Genomic DNA, 22,013 nt, shown 5'->3' on the forward strand with positions numbered 1-22,013 from the left:
CATCACGCCTAGCCGACCCGCCTGCTGACGTATGCGGTCAGCCGTTCGAGCGGCCCGCGTCCCACGAGCAGCGCCCACGCAGTGCAGCCGACGAGCACGGCGCCGGTCAGCCACCAGAAGAACGCGGGGTCGTCGATCCAGCCGCCCGGGCCTCCGACGATCCAGATCACCACGACGTGCGTCGTGTAGGCCGTGAGCGGCATCGAACCGACCGCCGCGATCGGCAGCAGCGCGTGCCGCAGCCCCCTCCCGACGAGCAGCAGCAGGCCGACGAGCGCGAGAGCAAGACCGCCGGATCCGAACAGCTCCATCGTGCCTCCCGAGTGCGGCGAGCTCGCCAGGAGCGCATCCGACATCATGTCGAGCGGCGCGTTGGCCTGCACCATGTCGATGTAGTCGTCCCAGCTTCCGCCGAGCCGCTGCTGCGACTCGATCGGCTCGTCTTCGGGCATCTCATCGAAGAACTCAGGCGGGTAGCACGACACGAAGCCGTCGCCGTAGTCCTCGCAGAACAGGCCAGACAGATCGACCTCGTCGCCCGGAGTCACGGGCGCTGCATAGGCACTCGACGACGCCGACGAAGACGCGCTCGACACCGACGACGACCATCCGGCTTCTTCTCCTGGCCCCCACAGCACGCCGACCGAGTATCCGATGGAAGACATCGCAACGCCGATCGCCAGCGCCCCAGCAGCAACCTTGGCCCGCGTCAGCTCGAGCCTGCCGAGGGCGAGGCCCGCGAGCATCAGCGACGTCCAGACGAAGATCGAGTAGGTGCCGTGCAACATGAGCGTCGTGCCCTCGCCGAACCCGAATGGCGAGACGCTGACCAGCCCCGCCTGCAGCGCCGGCCCCGCGACCGCGAGCGCAGCCGCCCAGATCACGAGCGTTCGCACCCGCAGCCCGACGAACAGCATCGCGACGACGTAGACGATGCCGTAGAACGTCAGGATGATGGCGATGTTGGTGCCGAGCAGCTCGAGCACCAGCCCGATCGCGAAGATCATCACGCCGCGCGCGACCAGCCGCAGTCGGATGCTGCCCAGCTGCGAGCGCTCGGGCACTTGCGTTCGCCCGGTCATGAGGGCGATCGAGATGCCCGCGAGCAGCGCGAACAGGATCGACGGGCGACCGTTGGCCAGCGCAGTCCAGGTCTCTGGATCCGACCACACGAACATGGCTGAAGTCTCGAGCGTGTGCGCTGCGATCATGCCGATGACGGCGATGCCGCGAGCGATGTCGAGACCGACGATGCGCGGCGGGCGTCCGAAGTCGCGCAGTGTCTGCCTGAGTGATTGCGGGCGCGCAGGCGCGGTCGTGAGCGACGAAGTCATGATCGCAATTGTCGTGCACGACTGGCCCGTGACAGGTCATTGCCGACGAAGAATACGCCTGCAGGATGATCTGCACCGAGGTCACTGCAGAGGAAGACGTGCCGTAAGCAGGTATCCAGTCGCAGTCGGGCCAGCTGTGACCTGACCGCCGAGTGCAGCTGCGCGGCCGCGTAGGCCCACAAGCCCCATGCCGGAGCCTGGCGAAGGCGAAGCCGCGAGCGCCTCAGACGCCAGACCGTTCTCGACTCGGATGCTCAGCGCATCCGTCTCGCGCCGCACCGAGACGTGCACGTCGGCCCCCGGCGAGTGTCGCACCGCATTGCTCAATGACTCCTGCACGATGCGGTAGGCCGTCAGCCCAGTCGCAGAGGGCACGGATGCGGCGACTGCGGCGAGCTGCGCCGGCTCGCCTTGCGAGTCGAGGGCGGTGAAGTCGATGCGGGCTCCTGACTGGCGAGTCGACTCGATGAGCGCCTCGAGGTCAGCCAGTTCGGGCTGCGGAGCGAGCGGTGCATCGGAGTCGGTGCGCAGCAGGCTCAGCAGGCCGCGCATCTCGGTGAGCGCTCGGCGCGACGAGTCGGCGATCGAGGCGAACTCGCCGACGGCTCGATCGTCGAGGCCTTCGATGCGGTACTTCGCGGTCGTCGACTGCACGGCGATGACCGACATCGAGTGTGCGACGACGTCGTGCAGCTCCTGTGCGATGCGGTTGCGCTCCTCGAGCTCCTGGCGCTTTGCGGTCTGCTCGGCGCTTGCGCGGCGCTCGGTGTCGAGGGCGCCGCGGCTCTGCGTCAGCTGCCGGATGACGATACCGATGACGGCGACTCCGCCCGAGACCGACGCGGCGACGATGATGTTGGCCATCACGTGCCCGGGCAGATCGGTGCCATCGAGGATTGCGAGCAGGAGACCCGACGGCACCAAGCCGCCGAACCAGGCGATGACGCTCCACGGCCACGGGCGTCGCAGCGCGACCAGCAGCACGATGAGCGAGTGGGCGATCAGCAGCGTGACCGGCCACGGAAGCGGGAGGTCGACCAGCGGGCCAGCGGCTGCGACGTAGAGGATCGACCCCGTGATGGTGAACACGTCGAGCAGGATCGCGGCGACCGCCCAGCGCACTGCGAGCACGACCGCGGCGCTCTGCGCGACGGCCAGCACCATCGAGACGACGACGTTCCATTCGTACGCGGCTGCGAGAACAGGCCACGTCACTGCCAGCAGCGCGACCGCAGCGGCGCCGGCGACGATCCACGCCCATCCGTCTGCCGACAATGACTGCCCGCGGGCAGTGCCCTCAGTGCGGATGCGCGGGCGCGGCTGAGCTGCGGCGCCGGAGCCGGGAGCGTCCTGGCGGGGAGGGCCGGGGCGATTCGAGACGCCTGATGATCCGCCGAGCAGCGCCGCCTTCGTGACCGAGGCGTCGAGCAGGGCGAGGCCGCGCATGACCCACGGAAGCGTGACGATCGCGATGATGCCGAGCACCAGGTTGAACACGGCGTCGACCCAGAAGCTGCCGGTGATCGACGCCGGAATCGCGCCACCGAACATGGCGTCGAGAATCAGCTCGATCAGCGATGTTCCGCGCGGCAGTGTCGCACCCCAGATCCAGAAGGTGAGCCCGCCGAGTGCGATCGCAGACCACGTGACCGCGAACACGAAGGTGAACAGGCGCATCGGAAACGCGATCAGCCCCTCGAACACCAGGTCGAGCCAGCGGCGCGGGTCTGCGAGTGTCTTCATGGTGCCGAGCACGCCCCGCTGACGCGGCTGGTACTGCACCGGTGCGAAGTCGATGCCGAGCATCCGCAGTCTCACACGCGACAGGTCGGCGAAGGCGCCTGCGATCGCGAGGGTGAACGGCAGGATGATCGCGCCCACCCAGATGATGACGGTGCCGACTCCGAGTGTGAAGAGCGTCAGCAGCACCGCGAAGGCGAACACTGAGATGAACATGCCGGGCACGACGTATGCGTAGTCGCGACCCAGTTGCGAGGCCGTGCGGCGCAGCCACGACGGGTGCGCCTCCTGCTGGTGTGTGGCCATTGGTCGATTGTCTCCTACTCTGTGTGCCGGCGGTGATGGGTCTCGCCGGTGTTGCCTGCGGATCTTGTCTGCGGTTCTGCCTGCGGACTTGCTTGCGGTTTCGCTGACAGGCACCACAGTGCTGGCACGGCTTCGCGCTTGCGTCACCCGCGAGAGTGAATCGCATGGCACCCCTGAGAGTGATAGTTCTGTGCTGAGCCGGATTCTGTCGTTGGCGCGTGCTACGTTCCTGGCATGAGCGACGCGCCTGATTCCGTGACCCCGATCCGGGTGATGATCGTCGATGACCAGGCGATGGTGCGGCAGGGATTCGGTGCGCTGCTCGACGCGCAGCCCGACGTCACGGTAGTCGCGACGGCTGCCGACGGCCTCGAGGTGACCGAGCTCGTGAAGCGCACGAGTCCTGATGTGATCCTCATGGACATCCGCATGCCCAAGCTCAACGGCATCGACGCCACCAAGGCGGTGCTTGCGATGCCGGGGCTGTCGCATCCGCGGGTGATCATCCTGACGACGTTCGATGCCGACGAGTATGTGTTCGATGCGCTGCGGGCGGGTGCGAGCGGGTTCATTCTCAAGGATGCGACGGCCGACGATCTCGTCAGTGCGGTGCGCGTCGTGGCTGGGGGCGAGTCGCTGCTTGCTCCCTCTGTGACGAGCAGGCTGATCGCCGACTATGCGACACGGCCTGCGCCCAGGCGTGACGCCCAGAAGCTCAGCGAACTGACGGAGCGCGAGCTCGGCGTCATGCGCGAGATCGCGACGGGCAAGTCGAATGCCGAGATTGCGGCTGAGCTGTATGTGTCTGAGCAGACCGTGAAGACGCACGTCTCTCGGATTCTGTCGAAGCTCGGGCTGCGCGACCGCACGCAGATCGTCGTCACTGCCTACGAGTCAGGGCTGGTGACCGCGGAGCGGTAGGGCTGCTGCGGCTTCGCCTGCGTCTGCTTCGTCGCTGGCAGCTGCGCCACGAGAAACCGCAATGTCACCAGAAACCGCAAAACCTGCGGCTGCTCGTGCACGGATGCCCGAATTGCGGCCTCTCGTGCACCGCAATTCTCGCTCGATCCGACGCCGCCTCCCCATGTCAGACGTCGCCATTACGTTGGTTCTAACGAAGGAGGTGAGCATGAGCACCGCACTAGCCACTGCAACGCCGAGCAGCACCGCTGAGACGATTCAGTGACTGACCGCGGAGGCTGCCCAGGTGTTGGATGCCGCCTTCGACGACTTCACCTCGTGCTCCACTGGCGACCGGTTCGCGACACTCAACGCGATGACCGAGTTCGCTCTGCAGCACCAGGCGCATCTGGCTAGGTTTGCACAGGTGCTCGAGCACTCCGGCTCAATCCTGTCGAGCGTCGCCAAAGACCTCCAATACTCCTCGACTGCAAACCTCTTGCAGCATGAAGTCGGGTTCGCAAAGGGCCAGGCCGACGCCTACGTGCGACTCGGCAAACTGTTGGAGCACCGCGAGTACCCGGTGCTTGCCGAAGCGATCGAGGCCGGCACAGTGTCGTCACAACAGGCGATCATCATCGTGCGGGAGTTTGATCGGCAGCGTGATCGCTTTGATGCGGAGTTCCTGGCCATGGCCGATCGCAGTGCCGTCGCATTTGCTGAGGGCAGCGACTCCAGCCAGCCGTGGAGCCCCGAAGACCTCCGCGACAGCATCCGCGGCTGGTTCGCCCAGCACGATCCCGAGCAGGTCGAGCTGCGCACCGAGCAGCAGCATTCGCGGAGGTCGTGCAAAGCGTGGGTACAAGAAGACGGCATGGTCACCGTCATCACACTGCTGACAGCAACGGATGGTGCGGCGGTGATGCAGTTCCTCGATGCGAACGCATCGCCACGCACGCGCCTTTCAGCACCAGACGGTGACCCCGAGATCGACATGCGCACCCGTGAGCAGAAGATGGCCGACGCATTCGTCCAGGCTTTCACCACCGCCGCGAAGAGCAAGCACACGAGCACTCAAGGTGGGTCCGCACCAACGCTGCTCGTCACCGTGCCCATGGCCGAGATCGACAAGCACGCCAACGGCACGCCAGCCCTCGCTCGTGTCAGCCGCACACAGGAGTTCGTGCCGGTCGCTGAGGTCTCCCGGATCATCTGCGACGACGCGGTGCAGGCGGCCATCACCGACGATTCCGGCAATGTGTTGAAGCTCGGCCGGTCACAGCGACTGTTCTCCCCTGCCCAGCGCAAGGCGCTGAACGTCGCCTACCCCACTTGTGCGACAGACGGATGCACGATCCCGTCAGTGTGGGAAAACGGCTAACAGGCCGTTTTCGTGGAAAGACCGGGATCGCGAGCCTCCGATCCAGCACAATCCACGGAAACGATCCGTCAGGATCGTTTCCCCACCACCATCAAGTGCATCTCGAACGCCTCAAGATGACCAAAGACCCCCAGACTCAGAAATGGAAAGCCGTCAGGGCAATCCGAAGATGATGCCCGACAGCCGATTCCCACTGTCGATGCCCGCCCGCGTCACGAGAAACCGCGATGTCACGAGAAACCGCAGAAGCTGCGGCTTCTGGTGCACGGATGCGCGAATTGCGGTTTCTCGTGTACTCCCGTTTGGGCGTGCACGGGTGATGCGTGTATGCCGGCCGGCCCGCCAGCGACTGACGCCCGAACATCTCAGAACGTCATCCTCTCGTCGCGCCCGAACCCCTCGAGAGAGTGACGCGCACCGGCATGCCTGAACCATACGTTCTCCTCAGCCGAACGAGGAGACACCATGGCAATCGCACACCACCCGGCCCGCGCAGCCGCAGAACGCACAGCCACGCCAACACCAGCACTAGCACCAGGCCGCGACGGCACCATTGACGCCATCCGCACCGCATGCCTGCTGGTGGTCGTCGTGCTGCACGCACTCATGGTCGGCATCGAGAACTCACACGGCTCCCTCGTGACATCCGTCGCCATGGACGGCCAGCCCTGGTTCGCTCCCCTCACTTGGGCACTGCAGGTCATGCCGCTGTTCTTCATCGCAGGCGGCTTCGCATCACTGAGCCAGTGGCGCCAGATGCAGAGTCGCGGCGAACACTGGACCACCTACGTCGTCGCCCGCACGCGACGACTCGTGATCCCTGCAGTCGCAATGATCGCAATCTCGGCCACCGGAATCGCAATAGCCAGAGCAGCCGGCCTCAGCGATGAACTCGCAGCCGAAGCCGGACACCGCATCGCCCAGCCACTGTGGTTCCTCGCTGTCTACATCGGCGCATCCGCTCTCGTTCCCGCCATGGCACGACTGCACCGACTCGCTCCGAAGCGAACCGTCGCCGCCCTGTCGGCTGCGATCGTCGCAGTCGACCTGACACGAATCGTCACCGGCATCGACGGCATCGGCTACGCCAACCTGCTGTTCGTCTGGCTCTTCGCCCAGCAGCTCGGCTTCTTCGCCCGCAGCTGGCGCAGCGACTTGCACAGAGCATCCCGCCGCACACCCGCTGTGACACTCGTCGCCGCTCTGACCGCCATGGTCACCCTCATGGCAACCGGGCTCTGGAGCACCGACCTGATCGCCAACCTCAACCCGCCGACGATCCTGCTCGCGCTGCTGGCTGTCGTGCACCTCTGCGCACTGCGACTCGCCAAGCCGACCCTCGACCGAGCCTTCGCCCACCCCGCCGTCTCAAGACTGGTGCGCATCGCAAACCCGCGAGCAATGACCGTCTACCTGTGGCACATGCCGCTGATCATGGCACTCATCGGCGTGCTCTGGGCTGCCGAGATCCCCATGCCCGAACCCCACTCAGCAGCATGGTGGGCGACGAGAGTGCCGTGGCTGGTGTCGATCGCACTCGTGCTGATCCCGGCAACTGCCGTGCTGCAGCGCTTCGAGCGCATCGCAACAGCCCTGCCAGCACCGAAGCCAGTCGCTTCCCACGCCGCCCTGGCGTCGGTGATCGATGCAGCCGCAGGCGTCACCCTGGTGCTGCTGGCAGGCGTCGCGAACCCGCTCGCCGCCACCGCATCCGTTTGCATGCTGCTGGTGAGCATCGCGCTCGGCTTCACCGGCAGGTCAGTCAGCGACGACGGTTGCCCAGAATCCCTCGGAAGACCTGCTTGATGATCCGCTGCCCCGTTCGCGAAGTCAGCGCATCAAGCACAGGGTTGCCGTTGTCACGCTTCGACCTCGAGCTCGATTTGGCCTTGGCATCGCGCGCGGCCTCCCGCTCGAGGCGAGCAGCCTCCTTGAGCTCTGCCTCGCGACGCTCCTCTTCTTCCTTCGCAAACGCTTCGGCCTCGGCAGCCGCCTCAGCAGCTCCGATTCGCGCCTGCAGCATCTCGAACGCAGACTCGCGATCGACAGCGTCGCGATACTTGGCATCGAGCGACGACGCCTGCACCACGGCATCCTGAGTGGCCTGGGGCGACGGATCCATCGACCCCTGCGGCGCCCGCACCCGCGTCCAGGCAACCGGAGTCGGCGCACCCTTCTCGTTCATCACCGTCACGATCGCCTCGCCGATGCCGAGCTGCGTCAGCACCTCCTCGAGGTCGTAGTCGCTGTTGGGGTAAGTGCGCACGGTCTGACGCAGCGCCTTGGCAGAGTCGGGAGTGTGCGCACGAAGCTGATGCTGGATGCGCGAGCCCAGCTGAGCGAGCACGTCACCAGGCACATCCTTGGGGGTCTGCGTCACGAAGAAGACGCCGACGCCCTTCGACCGGATGAGCCGCACAGTCTGCGTGATCGCCGCAAGGAAGTCCTTCGACGCATCATTGAAGAGCAGGTGCGCCTCGTCGAAGAAGAACACAAGCTTCGGCTTGTCGGGGTCGCCGACCTCGGGCAGCAGCTCGAACAGCTCTCCGAGCAGCCACATGAGGAACGTCGAGAACAGCCTCGGCTGCGACGCCACCTCCGGAATCTGCAGCAGGCTGATCACACCGCGACCGTCTGTGACCTGCAGCAGGTCATCGATCTCGAACTCGGGCTCGCCGAAGAACACCTCGGCTCCGTCGGCCGCAAACGCCGTCAGCTCACGCAGAATCACACCGACCGTCGCCTTCGAGACGCCGCCGATGCGACCGAGCTCCTCCTTGCCCTCATCGCCCGTGAGGTAGAGCAGCACCTCGCGCAGATCCTTCAGATCGACAAGCGGCAGACCCTGCTGGTCGGCAAACGCGAACACGAGCGACAGGCTCGACTCCTGCGTCTGGTTGAGGCCGAGCACCTTCGACAGCAGCAGCGGACCGAAGTCGGTCACCGTCGCCCGAATCGGCACACCCGTGCCGCGGCCGCCGAGGCTGAACAGCTCACTCGGAAACGCCTTGCCCTCCCACGCCTGGCCGATGCCCTCGGTGCGAGCCAGCAGCTTCTCGCCGCTCTCGCCAGCAGTCAGCACACCCGTGAGGTCGCCCTTGATGTCGGGCGCGAACACGGGGACACCCGCATCAGACAGCTGCTCGGCCAGCACCTGCAGCGTCTTCGTCTTGCCGGTTCCGGTCGCACCTGCGACGAGCCCGTGGCGGTTCAGCATGCGAAGCGGGATGCGCACCTGCACATCCGCACGCGCCTCCCCGTTCACGAGTGCACCGATGTCAAGTGAAGAGGCCTCCGACTTGTATCCGTCGCGGATGACCGAGACACTCGGCTCGCTCAGCGGCCCCCCTGCCGCAGGCTCGGCCGGCGCTGCTGCTGGCTCGTCGACTGGCGCATCCGCCGCCTCCTCCGCATTCGCAGCCTCTGCCGCCTTCGCCTCTGCCTCGGCAAGCGCTCGCTGCGCTTCTTCGAGTGCCTTCTTCGCCTGCTCGATCTGGGAGTCGCTCATAGTCAGATACTACGAGGCTATCCACGCCCCTGCACGGGCAGCTCGTCGGTTCGCGCGTCGCCGGTCGGCAGCGGTGCGATGCTGCGCGGCCGCACCACCGACCACAGCACGATCACGCCGACGACCGCCGAGATCGCGACCGCCGAGGCCATCGGAACAGCGCTCGTCACCGGGAACATCCCGATCACCGGCCCCACCAGCGCCGCACCGAGCATGCCGGTGGCACCGATCAGGCTGGCGGCGGTTCCGGCATCGCGACCGTGACGGCCGAGCCCGATCGCCTGCACCGCCGGGTTCACAAGCCCCACCCCGAACTCGTACAGGAACAGCGCGACGATGATCACCACGACATGCGCATCCAGCAGCGCGACAGACAGCATGAGGATGCCCATCAGCAGCAGGTAGGCAGTGCCGAGCATGAGCGTGACAGGGGGTCCGTGTCGCGTCGAGAAGAGCGGCGACACCTGCGAACCGCTGACGACACCGATCGCACAGACCGCGAACACCGCACCGAACTGCAGCTCGGTGAACCCATACACGCCCTGCAGCAGCAGCGACGCACTCGCCAGGTACGAGAACAGGCCACCCCACGTCGCGAACGCGAGCAGCAGGATGCCGACGTAGACGCGGTCGCTCAGCACGCGCCGATAGCGCGTGAAGAACGGCTCGGCAGTGCCGAACCCGCGCCCGCGCGGATGCGTCTCGCGCAGGATCAGCGCCTGCAGCACGATCATGAGCAGCCCGTAGCCGGCGAGCACCACGAAGATGCCGCGCCACTCGACCACGCTCAGCAGCAGCGAGCCGACGATCGGCGCGACCACGGGCGCCGCACCCTGCACCAGCATGAGGCGGCTGAGCGCGACGATCAGCCGATCGCCCGAGAACAGGTCGCGCACCATCGCCATCGCGACGACCGCACCGCCCGCAGCGCCGAGGCCCTGCAGGATGCGCAGCAGCGACAGCACCTCGATGTCGGGTGCCATCGCAACGCCGAGCGAAGCCAGCACATGCACCGAGTTCGCAGCCAGCAGCGGAATGCGCCTGCCGATGCGGTCGCTGAGCGGCCCGACGACCAGCTGGCCGAGCGCGAACCCGAGGGTCGTCGCGGCAAGCGTCAGCTGCACCTGGCCGTCGGCGACGCCGAAGTCCTCCCGCAGCTGCGGGAACGCCGGCAGATACAGGTCAATCGTGAACGGCCCGAGCCCCGTGAGCAGCCCGAGCGTCACGAGTGTGACGATCTGCCTCGATCTAGACAAGCTCGCGCGATGCCACGCGCTCTTCGCGGGTCTCCTCATCGAACTCGAAGACGCGCTTGCCGTCGACCCACACGCCCGTGGGGCGCGCCATGGTGTCGGCCCAGTCGCCGCTCCACAGCACGAGGTCGGCACGCTTGCCGACTTCGAGAGAGCCGACTTCAGCGTCGACGCCGAGCACCTTCGCCGGGTTGATCGTGATGGCACGCAGCGCAGTGTCGCGGTCGAGCCCCTCGCGCATCGCCAGGCTCGCCTGGTGCACGTGGAACGAGATCGGAATCACCGGGTGGTCCGTGATCAGCGACACCTCGACGCCCGCAGCCGCCAGCTTCGCGGGGTTCGCAATCGAGCGACCGCGCAACTCCATCTTCGACTTGGTCGTGAAGAGGGGCCCGATCAGCACGGGGATGCCCTTCTCAGCGAGCAGATCGGCGACGAGGTGCGCTTCGGTGCCGTGATCGATGACGAGCTTGTAGCCGAACTCCTCAGACAGGCGCACAGCAGTGACGACGTCATCTGCACGGTGGCAGTGCTGACGCCACGGGATCTCGCCGCGCAGCACCTGGGCGAGCGCCTCGTTCGTGACGTCGCGTGCGAACGGCTTGCCCTCGGCTGCAGCGTGAGCCTGCTGCGCCATGTAGTTCTGAGCCTCGAAGAACGCCTCGCGAATGACCTTCGCGTTGCCGAGCCTGGTCGACGGAGTCTGGCGCTTCTCGCCGTAGACGCGCTTGGGGTTCTCGCCGAGCGCCGACTTCATGCCAGCCGGCACGCGCAGCGTCATCTCGTCGACGATCCGGCCCCACGTGTGCAGCGTCGTCGCCTGACCGCCGATCGGGTTTCCGGACCCTGGGTTGACGTTCACTGTCGTGACGCCGCCAGCCAGTGCCGCATCCCATCCCTCTTCGAGGGGGTCGATCGCGTCGATCGTGCGCACGCCGGCCTGGTTGACGCCGGTCATCTCGTTCGTGTCGCTCGCGGCGCCGCCGTCGCCTTCCGGATGCACGCCCAGGTGCACGTGCGCATCGACGAGTCCGGGGGTCAGGTGTGCGCCGCCGGCATCGACGACCTCGGCGCCTTCTGGAACAGCGATGTCTGCTCCGAGCGCCGCGATGCGACCGTCTTCGATGACGACAGTGCCGTCGAATGCCTCACCCGTGACGGGGATGACGTGTGCGTTCGTGATTGCGATGGTCAAGCGTCTCTCCTCTTCGCAGTCGCGCACAGTGCGCACGCGACATCCGAGCCCAGGCTACGCCTTTCGATTGAGATACGACAATCAGTCGTCGGCCATGTCGTCGAAACGCTCTTCGAGGCGGGTCATCACGTCTTCCCAGCCCTCGGTCAGCGGGTCGATGTCGTCGAACGCGATGCCGGTCTGGGCGACGGTGACGACGGTTCCGCCATCGCCCTCTGCGAAGTCGACCGACACGCTGCTCTCGCCCGACTCGCCCGACCAGTGCCACGAGTACTCGAGGCGCCTGCCGTCGATCACCTCGGTGAATTCGCCCGCGACGGCCATGCCGCCCGACACGGTGTGCATGCGGTAGATGCCGCCGATCTGCGCATCGACTTCGTAGCGGGTGTCGTCGAACATCGGCCACCACCACTCGGCCAACAGCTCGGGGTCGACCCAGTGCTGCCAGACCTCGTCAATGCGACCGGCAACGAACGACCGCACTTCAAGTCGTTCCTCTTCGATGAATTCCTCGTCATCTGTGAAGGCAGCGTTCATGAGTTCATGGTGACACACTCATGCACGGCTGGCTATTGTGTACTCACCCCCAGTTTCCAGCGCCAGAAGAGTCCATAACGCATGACTACACCCGCAACGTCGCGTCGTCTCACAAGAAATGAGCGTCTCGACCGCCTTCCATTCACGAAGAAGCACGGAAGGATGCTGTTCGGCAGCGGCGTGGGCTGGGCCCTCGACGCCATGGATGTCGGTCTGATCTCATTCGTCATGGCTGCGCTCGCAGTGCACTGGGACCTCGACACGACGACCCTCGGATTCATCGGCTCGATCGGCTTCGTCGGCATGGCCATCGGCGCCACGTTCGGCGGCCTGCTCGCCGACAAGATCGGTCGCCGCCAGGTCTTCGCAGTGACCCTGCTGATCTACGGCATCGCAACCGGCGCATCCGCCCTCGCCACCGGCGTCGGCATGCTCATCGTGCTGCGATTCATCGTCGGCCTCGGACTCGGCGCAGAGCTGCCGGTCGCCTCGACCCTCATCTCGGAGTTCGCCCCCAAGCGGATTCGCGGCCGAGTGGTCGTCTGGCTCGAAGCCTTCTGGGCAGTCGGCTGGATCGCCGCCGCCTGCATCGGCACCTTCGTCATTCCCCTCAGCGAAAACGGCTGGCGCTGGGGCTTCGCAATCGGCCTCGTGCCCGCCGCCTACGCGATCGTCATCCGCTTCGGCCTCCCCGAGTCAGTGCGGTTCCTCGAGTCGAAGGGCCGTCTCGACGAGGCTGAGCACATCGTGCGCGACTTCGAGAACTCCGCCGGCATCGCGCATCCGACCCCCGGACCCGAGACGCAGGCACTCGAAGTCGTTCCGGCGAGGAACAAGAAGACGGATGCGCGCACGAGCGACGGCGACGCCCCGGGAATCTGGAGCAAGGGTCTGCGTCGCCGCACCTCTGGCCTCTGGATCATCTGGTTCTGCATCAACCTGTCGTACTACGGCGCCTTCATCTGGATTCCGTCGCTGCTGGTCGCACAGGGATTCGACCTCGTGAAGTCGTTCACCTTCACACTGATCATCACGCTCGCTCAGCTGCCCGGCTACGCAGTGTCTGCCTGGCTGATCGAAGCGTGGGGCCGCCGCGCGACCCTTGCGACCTTCATGGTCGGCTCTGCCGGGTCAGCGGTGTTCTTCGGCCTCGCGACGACCGAGCCCATGATCATCACCGCCGGCTGCATGCTGTCGTTCTTCAACCTAGGCGCATGGGGCGCGCTCTATGCGATCGGCCCCGAGCTCTACCCCACCGACATTCGCGGAACCGGCACTGGAGCCGCCGCCGGATTCGGGCGCATCGCCTCGATCATCTCGCCGTTCATCGTGCCGCTGGTGATCGTGTCGGGCGGGCCCGTCATGGTGTTCGCGATCTTCGGTGTCGCGTTCCTGATCGCGGCCTGCGCGGTGTTCCTGCTGCCGGAGCTCAAGGGTGCATCCCTCCAGCAGTGACCGGGCTGGCAGCGACCGGCGCGAGCTCGTCGTCGAGCACGTGCTGCGCTGCGTCGAGGCGATTCCGCCGGGCCGCGTCGCCGCCTACGGAGTGATCGGACGCATCGTCGGCATCGGCCCGCGACAGGTGGGATCGATCATGCGCCACTACGCGCGCGAGTCGCCATGGTGGCGTGTCACGAACCATGCGGGTGACTTCTCGGGCGGGCTGCTCAGCCGTGCTCGAGCGCACTGGGAGGTCGAGGGCATCCGTGTGAAGGCCAACGGACTCGGCTGCCGATACAGCGACTACGGCGCCGACGAGAGCCGGCTCGCCGCCGACTACCGCGTCGCTGCCGGTGATCTGCCTGTGCTTTGAGCCGCGCACAGAAGTGGGGCTGAGCGGGGCTCCGCGTGGATAATCCACTCGGAGCCCCGCTCAGAGGGCGCCCTGTGCGCCGCCATAGAAGCAACTCTCCACAGCGCTGGCTTTCAACAGAACCGCATCCGAGCTATCACCCGGCGTGCGCAAGAAGCATCATGACCGGATGCAAGACCACGGTGTGCACACGCGCAAACAGCTTCACACCCGAGGCTTCAATCCATCGCAGATTCGCACCGCGGTGAACCGCGGCCGCCTCAGACGAATACGGCCCGGATGGTTCGCCACCCCACAAGCCGACCTCAACGCGGTTCGAGCAGTTGCCCTAGGAGGCTGCTGCGGCTGCATCTCAGCCTTGAGGCATCACGGCGTCTGGGTGCCCGAGACGACGAAGCTGCACATGCGCGCAGCGGATCACATCACCGTGAAGCACTCGTCGTGCAGACCGTTCGGCGCCAATCCTCCTGTGGTTTCGGCAGTGGACGACATCGACACTGCAACACGCAGCGCAGCACGTTGTCTGAACGACGAGCAATTCGTCGTCGTACTCGACTCGCTGCTGCATCTGAAGCGAGCGACCGAGCACCAGCTGCGAACGTGGCTGCGCCAGGCTCCGCTGCGAGTACAGCGCCTGGTGGACATGACCGCTGAAGCCGAAGCAGGAACCGAGACGATGACTCGACTCCGGCTGCGCGCAAAGGGCGTCCGTGCGCGCACGCAGGTGTGGTTGGCAGCCGACTGCCGCGTCGACTTGCTGATCGGCGACCGGCTGGTCATCGAATGCGACAGCGAGCGTTGGCACGGTTCATGGGAGGCCCGCGAGCGAGACCTTGCTCGCGACCGAATGCTGGTCGCGAAGGGATTTCTGGTCATCAGACTGAGCTATCGCCAGATACATGACCAGTGGCCACTGATCGAACGAGACCTGCTGCAGATCATTCGCGACCGGCGGCATGTGTGGCCGCGCCAGCGCACAGAAGTGGGGCTGAGCGGGGCTCCGCGTGGATAATCCACACGGGCCACCGCTCAGCCCAACTCTGTGCGCTCTGCTTACTGCTCCGTCAGCGGGCCCAGCTTGGGGTCGTCTGCGTAGACCTCAGCTGCGTTCTCCTGCGTCACGATGACCGGGTCGAGGAGGATCGAGGGGATGTCGGCAGAGCCGTTGTCCATGCCCTCAGCACCCTCGGGTGTCTCGCCTGCCTGCAGCGTCGAGATCAGGTCGATCGTGTCAGCGACGAGGATGCGGGTGTCCTTGCTGATCGTGGAGTACTGCACGCCCTCCATGATCGACTTGACCGACTCGACCTCGGAGTCCTGGCCGGTGACGACCGGGGTGTCGAGGCCAGCGTCTGACGTCGATGCGAGGATCGCACGAGCCAGCGTGTCGTTCGGCGAGAGCACACCGTGCAGCTCGGTTCCGCCACGGTAGTTGGCCGTGATCAGGTTGTCCATGCGCTCCTGAGCGTTCTCAGCGAGCCATCCTTGTGTAGCAGTAGCGGCCAGCTCCGACTGGCCCGACACGACGTTCAGGGTGCCGTCATCGATCTTCGGCTGCAGGACGCTCATTGCACCCTCGAAGAACACCGGTGCGTTCGAGTCGTCGGGCGAGCCCGAGAACAGCTCGATGTTGTAGGTGTCTGCATCGGGGAAGCGGTCTGCCATGCCATCGAGCAGAGCCTGGCCCTGCAGCTCGCCGACGCGGTAGTTGTCGAACGCGATGTAGTAGTCAAGGTTCTCGGTGCCCTGGATGAGGCGGTCGTACGAGATCACCAGGATGCCAGCATCCTTGGCAGCCTGCAGCTGCGTTGCGAGCTGGCCGGTGTCAGCGGCACCGATGACGATCACCTGTGCGCCGTTCTGGATCATGGCCTCGATCTGCGACTGCTGGTCCTGCACGGCGTTCGCCGAGCCGGCGTACTGCACGTCGGGGGTGAAGCCAGCCTCTTCGAGGCCGTTGACGAACAGGTCGCCTGCAAGCACCCAGTTCTCACTGGTCTTGTCGGGCAGTGCAACGCCAATGCGGGCGTCTGCGTCGAAGCCGGCTCCGCCGTCGGTGCCGTCTCCGTCGCCTGAGGTGTCTTCGCGTCCGGTGCCGCAGCCGGCGAGCACGAGGCCCGCGACCGTTGCGAGCGCCATCGCTCCAAACAGTTTCTTCTTCATGGATTTCTTCCTTTTCTCTATGACTTGTCGCTAATGGATGTCTGTTGTGGCTGCTCAAGCTGGCCGCCGGTTCGACCCGACTTGAGCTTCGCCATCATGATTCCGATGAATGAGAAGCGGCCCTGCTGCTTGTTGAGCACGTCGATGCCGACTGCGACGAGCAGCACGAGTCCCTTGATGACCTGCATGCGGTCGGTCGGAACACCGACCAGCTGCAGACCGTTGTTCAGGACTGCCATGACGAGGCCACCGATGACCGCTCCGAAGACGGTGCCGATGCCGCCTGCGACAGCCGCACCTCCGATGAAGACTCCGGCGATCGCGTCGAGCTCCCACATGGTGCCGTCACCGGGGCCTGCGGCGCCAGCACGGGCAGCCCACAGCATGCCGGCGACACCGGCAAGCGTCGACATGTTCATCATCACGAAGAAGTCGGTGCGACGGGAGTTCACGCCCGAGAGCTCAGCAGCCCTGCGGTTGCCGCCGACTGCGTAGATGTGGCGGCCGATCTTGGTGCGGCTGGTGAGGAACGCGTAGAACAGGATCAGCACCGCGAGAATGATGCCCGAGAACGGGAAGCTGGTGCCGACACGGCCGCTGGCGAACAGCAGCGTCGCGTAGATGACGACTGCCGAGAGCAGGCCGGTGCGTGCGACGACTACCCAGACGGGCTCGAGCATGGCGCCCGAGCTCTTGCGCTTGGCACGCGAGCGCACCTGGAAGAAGATGATCGCGAGCACGACGATGAGGCCGAGCAGCAGCGTGAGGTTGTTGTAGGGAGTCGCGGGGCCGACTTCAGGCAGGTAGCCGTAGAGCGCCTGGCGGAAGCCGTCGGGAACAGCGACGGTCTGCGCCTGGCCGACCCACTGCTGAGCACCGCGCCAGATCATCATGCCCGCAAGGGTCACGATGAATGCGGGAATCCCCACGTAGGCGACCCAAAATCCTTGGAAGGCTCCGATTGCGGCGCCGAGCGCGATGCCGAGCAGGATGCCCGCCCACCACGGCAGGCCCCAGTCGCGCATCGAAGTGGCCACTACGATGCCGACGAATGCGGCCACCGACCCCACCGAGAGGTCGATGTGGCCGGTGATGATCACCATCACCATGCCCACCGAGAGGATCAGGATGAACGAATACGCCTGCACGAGGTTGATCACGTTGCCCGAGGAGAGCGTGGTGCCGTTCGTCCAGATCTGGAAGATCATGATGATGATCACGAGCGCGCCGAGGATGCTCAGCTGCTTCAGGGAACCCCGGCGGCCGAAGATCAGCCAGATGTCGCTTGCACGGAACCCGCGGCGCTCTTTGGTGTTGTCAGCGGTCATGCCGCGTGTCCCTTCTGTGTCGGCGCCATGTGGCGCATGACGGTCTCCTGATCAACCCGTGCGGCATCGAGCTCGCCGGTGATCTCGCCTTCGAAAATCGTGTAGATGCGATCGGCCATGCCGATCAGTTCGGGCAGCTCTGACGAGATGAGCACGATGGCCTTGCCCTCGTCTGCCAGCCTGCGGATGATCTGGTAGATCTCAGCCTTGGCGCCGACATCGATGCCGCGCGTGGGCTCGTCGAGGATCAGCAGCTCAGGCTGCGTGAACATCCACTTGGCGAGCACGACCTTCTGCTGGTTGCCGCCAGACAGCGTGTCGACGCCGGCCTCGACCGTGGGCGACTTGATGCGCAGGTCTTTTCGGTATTCCTCGGCGTAGCGCGCCTCGTCGAGGTCGTCGACGACGCTGCCCTTCGAGATGCGTCCGAGCTTCGCAGCGACGATCGATCGCTTGATCGTGTCGAGCAGGTTGAGCCCCAGCGACTTGCGGTCTTCGCTCACGTAGGCGATGCCCGCCTTGATCGCATCCTTGACCGTGCGGATCTTCGCAGGCTCGCCGTGCATGAACGCCTCTCCCGAGACCTTCACGCCGTACGACTGGCCGAAGATGCTCATCGCAAGCTCGGTGCGTCCGGCGCCCATGAGGCCCGCGAAACCGACGACCTCACCGGCGCGAACCCTGAAGCTGGAGTTCTTCGCAACGAGCCTGGTCGTGTCGAGCGGGTGCTGCACCGTCCAGTCGCGCACCTCGAACATGACGTCGCCGATCCTCGACGACTTCTCGGGGAATCTGTTGCCGAGCGTGCGGCCGACCATGCCGCGAATGATGCGGTCCTCGTCGACCGTGCCGTCGACGCTGAGCGTCTCGATCGACTTGCCGTCGCGGATGATCGTGATGCTGTCAGAGATCTGCTCGATCTCGGCGAGCTTGTGCGAGATCATGATCGACGTCATGCCCTCGGCCTTGAGGTCGGTGATCAGGCGCAGCAGCTGCTGCGAGTCGTGCTCGTTGAGCGCAGCCGTCGGCTCATCGAGGATGAGCAGCTTGACGTCCTTCTCGAGGGCCTTGGCAATCTCGACCAGCTGCTGCTTGCCGACGCCGAGGTACTTGATCGGAGTGTCGGGGTCTTCGCGCAGCTGCACGCGCTGGAGCAGCTCATTGGTGCGGCGACGTGCTTCGTCCCAGTCGATGCGGCCCATCGACGTGATCTCGTTGCCGAGGAAGATGTTCTCGGTGATCGAGAGCTCGGGAATCAGCGCGAGCTCCTGGTGGATGATCGCGATGCCGGCCTCTTCGCTGGCGTTGATGCCGCTGAACCGGCGCACGCTTCCGTCGTAGCGGATGTCGCCCGTGTACGTTCCCGCCGGATAGACGCCCGAGAGCACCTTCATCAGCGTGGACTTGCCCGCGCCGTTCTCGCCGCAGATCGCATGGATCTCACCGCGTCGAACCGCGAGGTTGACCGAGTCGAGCGCTTTGACACCTGGGAACTCCTTGGTGATATTCACCATTTCGAGCAGGTTCGCGTCTTCGTGTGCCACTTTCACCACCTTGTGAGCTGTTGATGTAGAAACTTACGATGCCGAAGAGTTGTTGTCAACATCTGAAAGCAAGATGTTATCTGCGTCGTCGATCAGATACGCAGACTCGTCCGCGCGGTCGAAGGCGAGCGAGGCCGCTCCGCGTGCGCTTCCGGCCTCGCCGAGCCGCGAGAGCTCGACGCGAGTGCGTTCAGCCACTGAGGGAATCGCGAAGCGCGCGAAGCCCTCACGCACCGGGTCGAGCAGCACGTCGCCCGTCTCGCTGAGCGGCCCGCCGATGATCACGAGCTTCGATCCGAGGATGTTCACGGCAGACGCGATCGACTGCCCGAGCGCCTGGCCAGCATCCTGCACGACGCGCATGGTGGCGCGGTGCCTGGTGCTCGCGAGCTCACCCAGTTCAGATCGCGAGACCGAGCGTCCGAAGGCCTCGCTCAGGTATTGCAGAATGACCGGAGTCGCGGCAACCGTCTCGAGGCAGCCGCGGTTTCCGCACCGGCACAGGGCACCCGTGGGGTCGACCGTCGAGTGGCCGATCTCGCCGGCGATGCCGAATCCGCCGGTGTAGAGGTGGCCGTCGGCGACGATGCCGGCACCGATTCCGGTGCCGATCTTCACGAACAGGAAGTCGTCGATCTCGCTGCCAGAGCCCCACGCGCGCTCGGCGAGCGCACCGACATCCGCGTCGTTCGCGAGCTCGACCCGAATGCCGAGAGCCGTCGACACGTCATCTGCTGACCGACCGACCCACTCGGGCAGGATCGTGCCGTCGACCACGACGCCTCGCTCCCGGTCGACGGGGCCTGGCACGCCGAACACAATGCCGGCGATGTCGTCCGTGGTGCGCTCCAGCTCGCCGAGGCTCGCGTGCAGCAGCTGCCGCACATCCGCCAATGCCTGCTCCGCAGGAGTCTCAGGCGTCATCGCGACGCGCTTCTCGAGCAGCAGCTCGCGCCCCGGCTTCAGCACCGCGATGCCGATGTGGCTGCGGCCGAGGTCGATGCCGACAGCCACCGTGCGACTGGCCGTGCGAGGGGTCACGAGCGTCGCCCTGCGCCCCGACGCGACGGTCGAGCTGGTCTCGAGCATGCCGCGACCGCGCAGGGCCTTGACGATCGACGAGACGCTGCCGTTCGAGAGCCGAGTGCGCCGTGCGAGCTCTGACTGCGTGGCCGGTCCGTTCGACAGCAGGTCGCGCAGAATCGCGCGCTCGTTGCTGACGCGCAGCGCTGCGGTGGATCCCGGACGTCGGTGGCCTCGTTGCATGTCGCTATAGTTGTCGGTATCGGTCCTTGCTGTCAAGACGTGAACGCAAGACCGGCTCATTCAGGAAGGCCAAGATGACCTCAGCAACGTCGCTGCCCAGCGTCATCGCCGTCGACGTCGGCGGCACGAAGATCGAGGCCGCCGTCGTGACCGCAGGCGGCGCAGTGCTGGCCGAGACGCGCATCCGCGTGACGACCGGCGCAGCCGCCGCAGCCTCTGCTGAAGCGTTCGCCGACGCGCTGCTCACGACCGTGCGCAAGGTTCGCGAGCATCCGCTGGCGGCAGGCATCTCGAGCATCGGCATCGGCGCCGCCGGCCCCGTCAACCTGCCAGAGGGCACCATCAGCCCCATCAACCTGCCGGCCGTGCGCGACTTCGAGATCGTGCGCCGCGTGCAGCAGGCGACCGGCCTCGACGATGTTCGGCTCAGGCTCGACGGCACCTGCATCGCCCTGGCCGAGTTCTGGCTCGGGGCAGCGGCAGGCGTGCAGAACGCAATCGCCTTCGTCGTCTCGACCGGCATCGGCGGCGGCATCGTGGCCGACGGCCGGGTGATCGCCGGGGCCTCGGGCAATGCGGGGCACCTGGGGCAGCTTGTGGTCGACACGCCTGTGAACGGCGACGTCTTCGGCGCGACAGCCGAGGGGCAGGCATCCGGCAAGTACACGGTCGAGTGGGCACGGGCCCACGGATGGTCGGGCACGTCGGGCGAAGAGCTCAGCGCGGCAGTGCGGGCGGGCGATGCCCTTGCGCTCGAAGCGGTCGCACGCTCAGCCTCTGCGCTGGGGCGCGGACTGGCCAGCGTCGCCAATCTGCTGAACACCGAGCTCGCCGTCATGGGCGGAGGGTTCTCGTACGTGACCGACGACTACCCGTCGCAGGTCGAGCGCATCGCCCGAGAGCACAGCGTCAATGCCTACGGCCGCGAGCTGCGCGTCGTGCGCGCTGGCCTCGGCAAGGACGCACCGCTCGTCGGAGCCGCCGCCCAGGTGCTGCGAGCCGACCTGCTCAGCCTCTAGCCGACAGCCGAGATCGCGCACCACGCGGTGTGCGTCTCCCCTGGCTCGAGCCGCACGAGCCCGCTGCCCGAGTTGAACGCATCGGGCGCGCAGGTCATGGGCTCGACCGCGAGGCCTGCCCTGTGCAGCTCCGGCTCGGGTCTGTCTGCCGTGTGCACCTGCACCCAGGCTGAGCGTGCATCCCAATCCATCCGAACACCGACACCGGCTGGGTCTGTCAGCAGCACGCTGCCGGCTCCAGCTGTCTCGAACGCGTGGTCGATTTCGGCACTGCCGATCGGCCTGCCGGCGCGAAAGTCGAACCGCGCTGGGTCATGTTCGACGGCGACCGTGTCACCGGGCAGCAGCCGGTCGCCGTCGGCCAGCATGACCCGCTCGGCCGCGAGCTTCGCGATCGCCCGCTTCTCGCCCGGGTTGAGCAGCCCCTTCTCCTTCGGCGAGGGTTCGAGGGCGACACGGCCGCCGCGGAGTCGTGCGCCGCCGTGGATGCGCTCGAGCACACCCTCGCCCGCGAGCAGCTCGATATCGCGCCGCACGGTCATGAGTGAGACTTCGAGCTTGTCTGCCAGGTCTCGAACGCGCACGGTGCCGCGATCGCGCACTTCCTGCACGATGCGCTCGCGTCGGTCAGGTCCGAGATCTGTCGTGGCCATGCCGCAACCCTATGCGCGATACCGTTCGTTCGGCAATGCGAATCTGTTCGTCAGTGATCGATTCGCCAGTGAT

At 66.0% G+C, this 22,013-nt stretch carries 18 protein-coding genes; 7 read left to right on the forward strand and 11 right to left on the reverse strand.

What is annotated here, in order from left to right; genetic code table 11:
- Positions 1-8: 8 nt before the first annotated feature.
- Both CZ674_RS11855 and CZ674_RS11860 read right to left on the reverse strand, forming a co-directional pair.
- On the reverse strand, positions 9-1,334 hold the full coding sequence (locus tag CZ674_RS11855; protein WP_086992734.1) for a heparan-alpha-glucosaminide N-acetyltransferase domain-containing protein: 1,326 nt from the start codon (positions 1,332-1,334) through the stop codon (positions 9-11).
- Positions 1,335-1,415: 81 nt separating this feature from the next.
- Complete coding sequence (locus tag CZ674_RS11860) at positions 1,416-3,380, reverse strand: sensor histidine kinase (RefSeq protein WP_086992735.1); 1,965 nt, start codon at positions 3,378-3,380, stop codon at positions 1,416-1,418.
- A 234-nt stretch (positions 3,381-3,614) separates the two neighbouring features.
- Here CZ674_RS11860 and CZ674_RS11865 point away from each other — a divergent pair, with 234 nt between their 5' ends.
- The 3 genes from CZ674_RS11865 (at position 3,615) to CZ674_RS11875 (ending at position 7,467) form a co-directional block, all read left to right on the forward strand.
- Positions 3,615-4,301 carry a response regulator gene (locus CZ674_RS11865; RefSeq protein ID WP_086992736.1) on the forward strand — a complete coding sequence of 229 codons (687 nt, stop codon included), beginning with the start codon at positions 3,615-3,617 and terminating at the stop codon, positions 4,299-4,301.
- Between the two features lie 286 nt (positions 4,302-4,587).
- Complete coding sequence (locus CZ674_RS11870; protein ID WP_143244736.1) at positions 4,588-5,661, forward strand: DUF222 domain-containing protein; 1,074 nt, start codon at positions 4,588-4,590, stop codon at positions 5,659-5,661.
- A gap of 465 nt (positions 5,662-6,126) precedes the next feature.
- Entirely contained in the window at positions 6,127-7,467 is a 1,341-nt protein-coding gene (locus tag CZ674_RS11875) for an acyltransferase family protein (protein WP_086992738.1), read from the forward strand.
- Here CZ674_RS11875 and CZ674_RS11880 read toward each other — a convergent pair.
- The 4 genes from CZ674_RS11880 to CZ674_RS11895 all read right to left on the reverse strand — a co-directional run bounded on the left by CZ674_RS11880 (position 7,424) and on the right by CZ674_RS11895 (position 12,154).
- Positions 7,424-9,169, reverse strand: a complete 1,746-nt coding sequence (locus CZ674_RS11880; protein WP_086992739.1) for a helicase HerA-like domain-containing protein — start codon at positions 9,167-9,169, stop codon at positions 7,424-7,426. The genes CZ674_RS11875 and CZ674_RS11880 overlap by 44 nt on opposite strands.
- Before the next feature lie 17 nt (positions 9,170-9,186).
- Positions 9,187-10,425, reverse strand: a complete 1,239-nt coding sequence (locus CZ674_RS11885; RefSeq protein ID WP_234988571.1) for a multidrug effflux MFS transporter — start codon at positions 10,423-10,425, stop codon at positions 9,187-9,189.
- Complete coding sequence (locus CZ674_RS11890; protein ID WP_086992741.1) at positions 10,418-11,617, reverse strand: amidohydrolase; 1,200 nt, start codon at positions 11,615-11,617, stop codon at positions 10,418-10,420. The genes CZ674_RS11885 and CZ674_RS11890 overlap by 8 nt, the downstream gene beginning before the upstream one ends.
- 81 nt (positions 11,618-11,698) lie before the next feature.
- Complete coding sequence (locus CZ674_RS11895; protein WP_086992742.1) at positions 11,699-12,154, reverse strand: SRPBCC family protein; 456 nt, start codon at positions 12,152-12,154, stop codon at positions 11,699-11,701.
- Positions 12,155-12,235: 81 nt separating this feature from the next.
- Here CZ674_RS11895 and CZ674_RS11900 point away from each other — a divergent pair, with 81 nt between their 5' ends.
- From CZ674_RS11900 to CZ674_RS11910, 3 genes are all read left to right on the forward strand, one after another.
- Positions 12,236-13,609 (forward strand): MFS transporter, encoded by a 1,374-nt coding sequence (locus CZ674_RS11900; protein WP_086992743.1) that lies wholly within the window; start codon positions 12,236-12,238, stop codon positions 13,607-13,609.
- Entirely contained in the window at positions 13,590-13,967 is a 378-nt protein-coding gene (locus tag CZ674_RS11905; RefSeq protein ID WP_086992744.1) for an MGMT family protein, read from the forward strand. The genes CZ674_RS11900 and CZ674_RS11905 overlap by 20 nt, the downstream gene beginning before the upstream one ends.
- A 379-nt stretch (positions 13,968-14,346) precedes the next feature.
- The gene (locus tag CZ674_RS11910; protein ID WP_159456983.1) at positions 14,347-14,979 is read left to right on the forward strand and encodes an endonuclease domain-containing protein; all 633 of its coding nucleotides are present in this window, start codon (positions 14,347-14,349) and stop codon (positions 14,977-14,979) included.
- Between the two features lie 41 nt (positions 14,980-15,020).
- Here CZ674_RS11910 and CZ674_RS11915 read toward each other — a convergent pair whose 3' ends face one another.
- From CZ674_RS11915 to CZ674_RS11930, 4 genes are all read right to left on the reverse strand, one after another.
- Positions 15,021-16,130 (reverse strand): substrate-binding domain-containing protein, encoded by a 1,110-nt coding sequence (locus tag CZ674_RS11915; RefSeq protein WP_086992746.1) that lies wholly within the window; start codon positions 16,128-16,130, stop codon positions 15,021-15,023.
- A 17-nt stretch (positions 16,131-16,147) separates the two neighbouring features.
- Entirely contained in the window at positions 16,148-17,458 is a 1,311-nt protein-coding gene (gene mmsB, locus CZ674_RS11920; protein ID WP_086992747.1) for a multiple monosaccharide ABC transporter permease, read from the reverse strand.
- Positions 17,455-18,972, reverse strand: coding sequence for a multiple monosaccharide ABC transporter ATP-binding protein (mmsA, locus tag CZ674_RS11925; protein ID WP_086992798.1), 1,518 nt, complete (start codon positions 18,970-18,972; stop codon positions 17,455-17,457). The genes mmsB and mmsA overlap by 4 nt, the downstream gene beginning before the upstream one ends.
- Positions 18,973-19,035: 63 nt before the next feature.
- Complete coding sequence (locus tag CZ674_RS11930; RefSeq protein ID WP_159456984.1) at positions 19,036-20,268, reverse strand: ROK family transcriptional regulator; 1,233 nt, start codon at positions 20,266-20,268, stop codon at positions 19,036-19,038.
- A 74-nt stretch (positions 20,269-20,342) separates the two neighbouring features.
- Between CZ674_RS11930 and CZ674_RS11935 the strand changes: the two genes are divergently transcribed.
- A complete protein-coding gene (locus CZ674_RS11935) occupies positions 20,343-21,287 on the forward strand; it encodes an ROK family protein (protein ID WP_200810102.1) in 945 nt (314 codons plus the stop codon).
- Here CZ674_RS11935 and CZ674_RS14435 read toward each other — a convergent pair.
- Complete coding sequence (locus CZ674_RS14435; RefSeq protein ID WP_143244738.1) at positions 21,284-21,940, reverse strand: aldose epimerase family protein; 657 nt, start codon at positions 21,938-21,940, stop codon at positions 21,284-21,286. The two genes, CZ674_RS11935 and CZ674_RS14435, sit on opposite strands and share 4 nt — an antisense overlap.
- Between the last annotated feature and the right edge of the window lie 73 nt (positions 21,941-22,013).

It is taken from the genome of Agrococcus casei LMG 22410 (assembly GCF_900163565.1).
Taxonomy (GTDB): Bacteria; Actinomycetota; Actinomycetes; order Actinomycetales; family Microbacteriaceae; genus Agrococcus; species Agrococcus casei.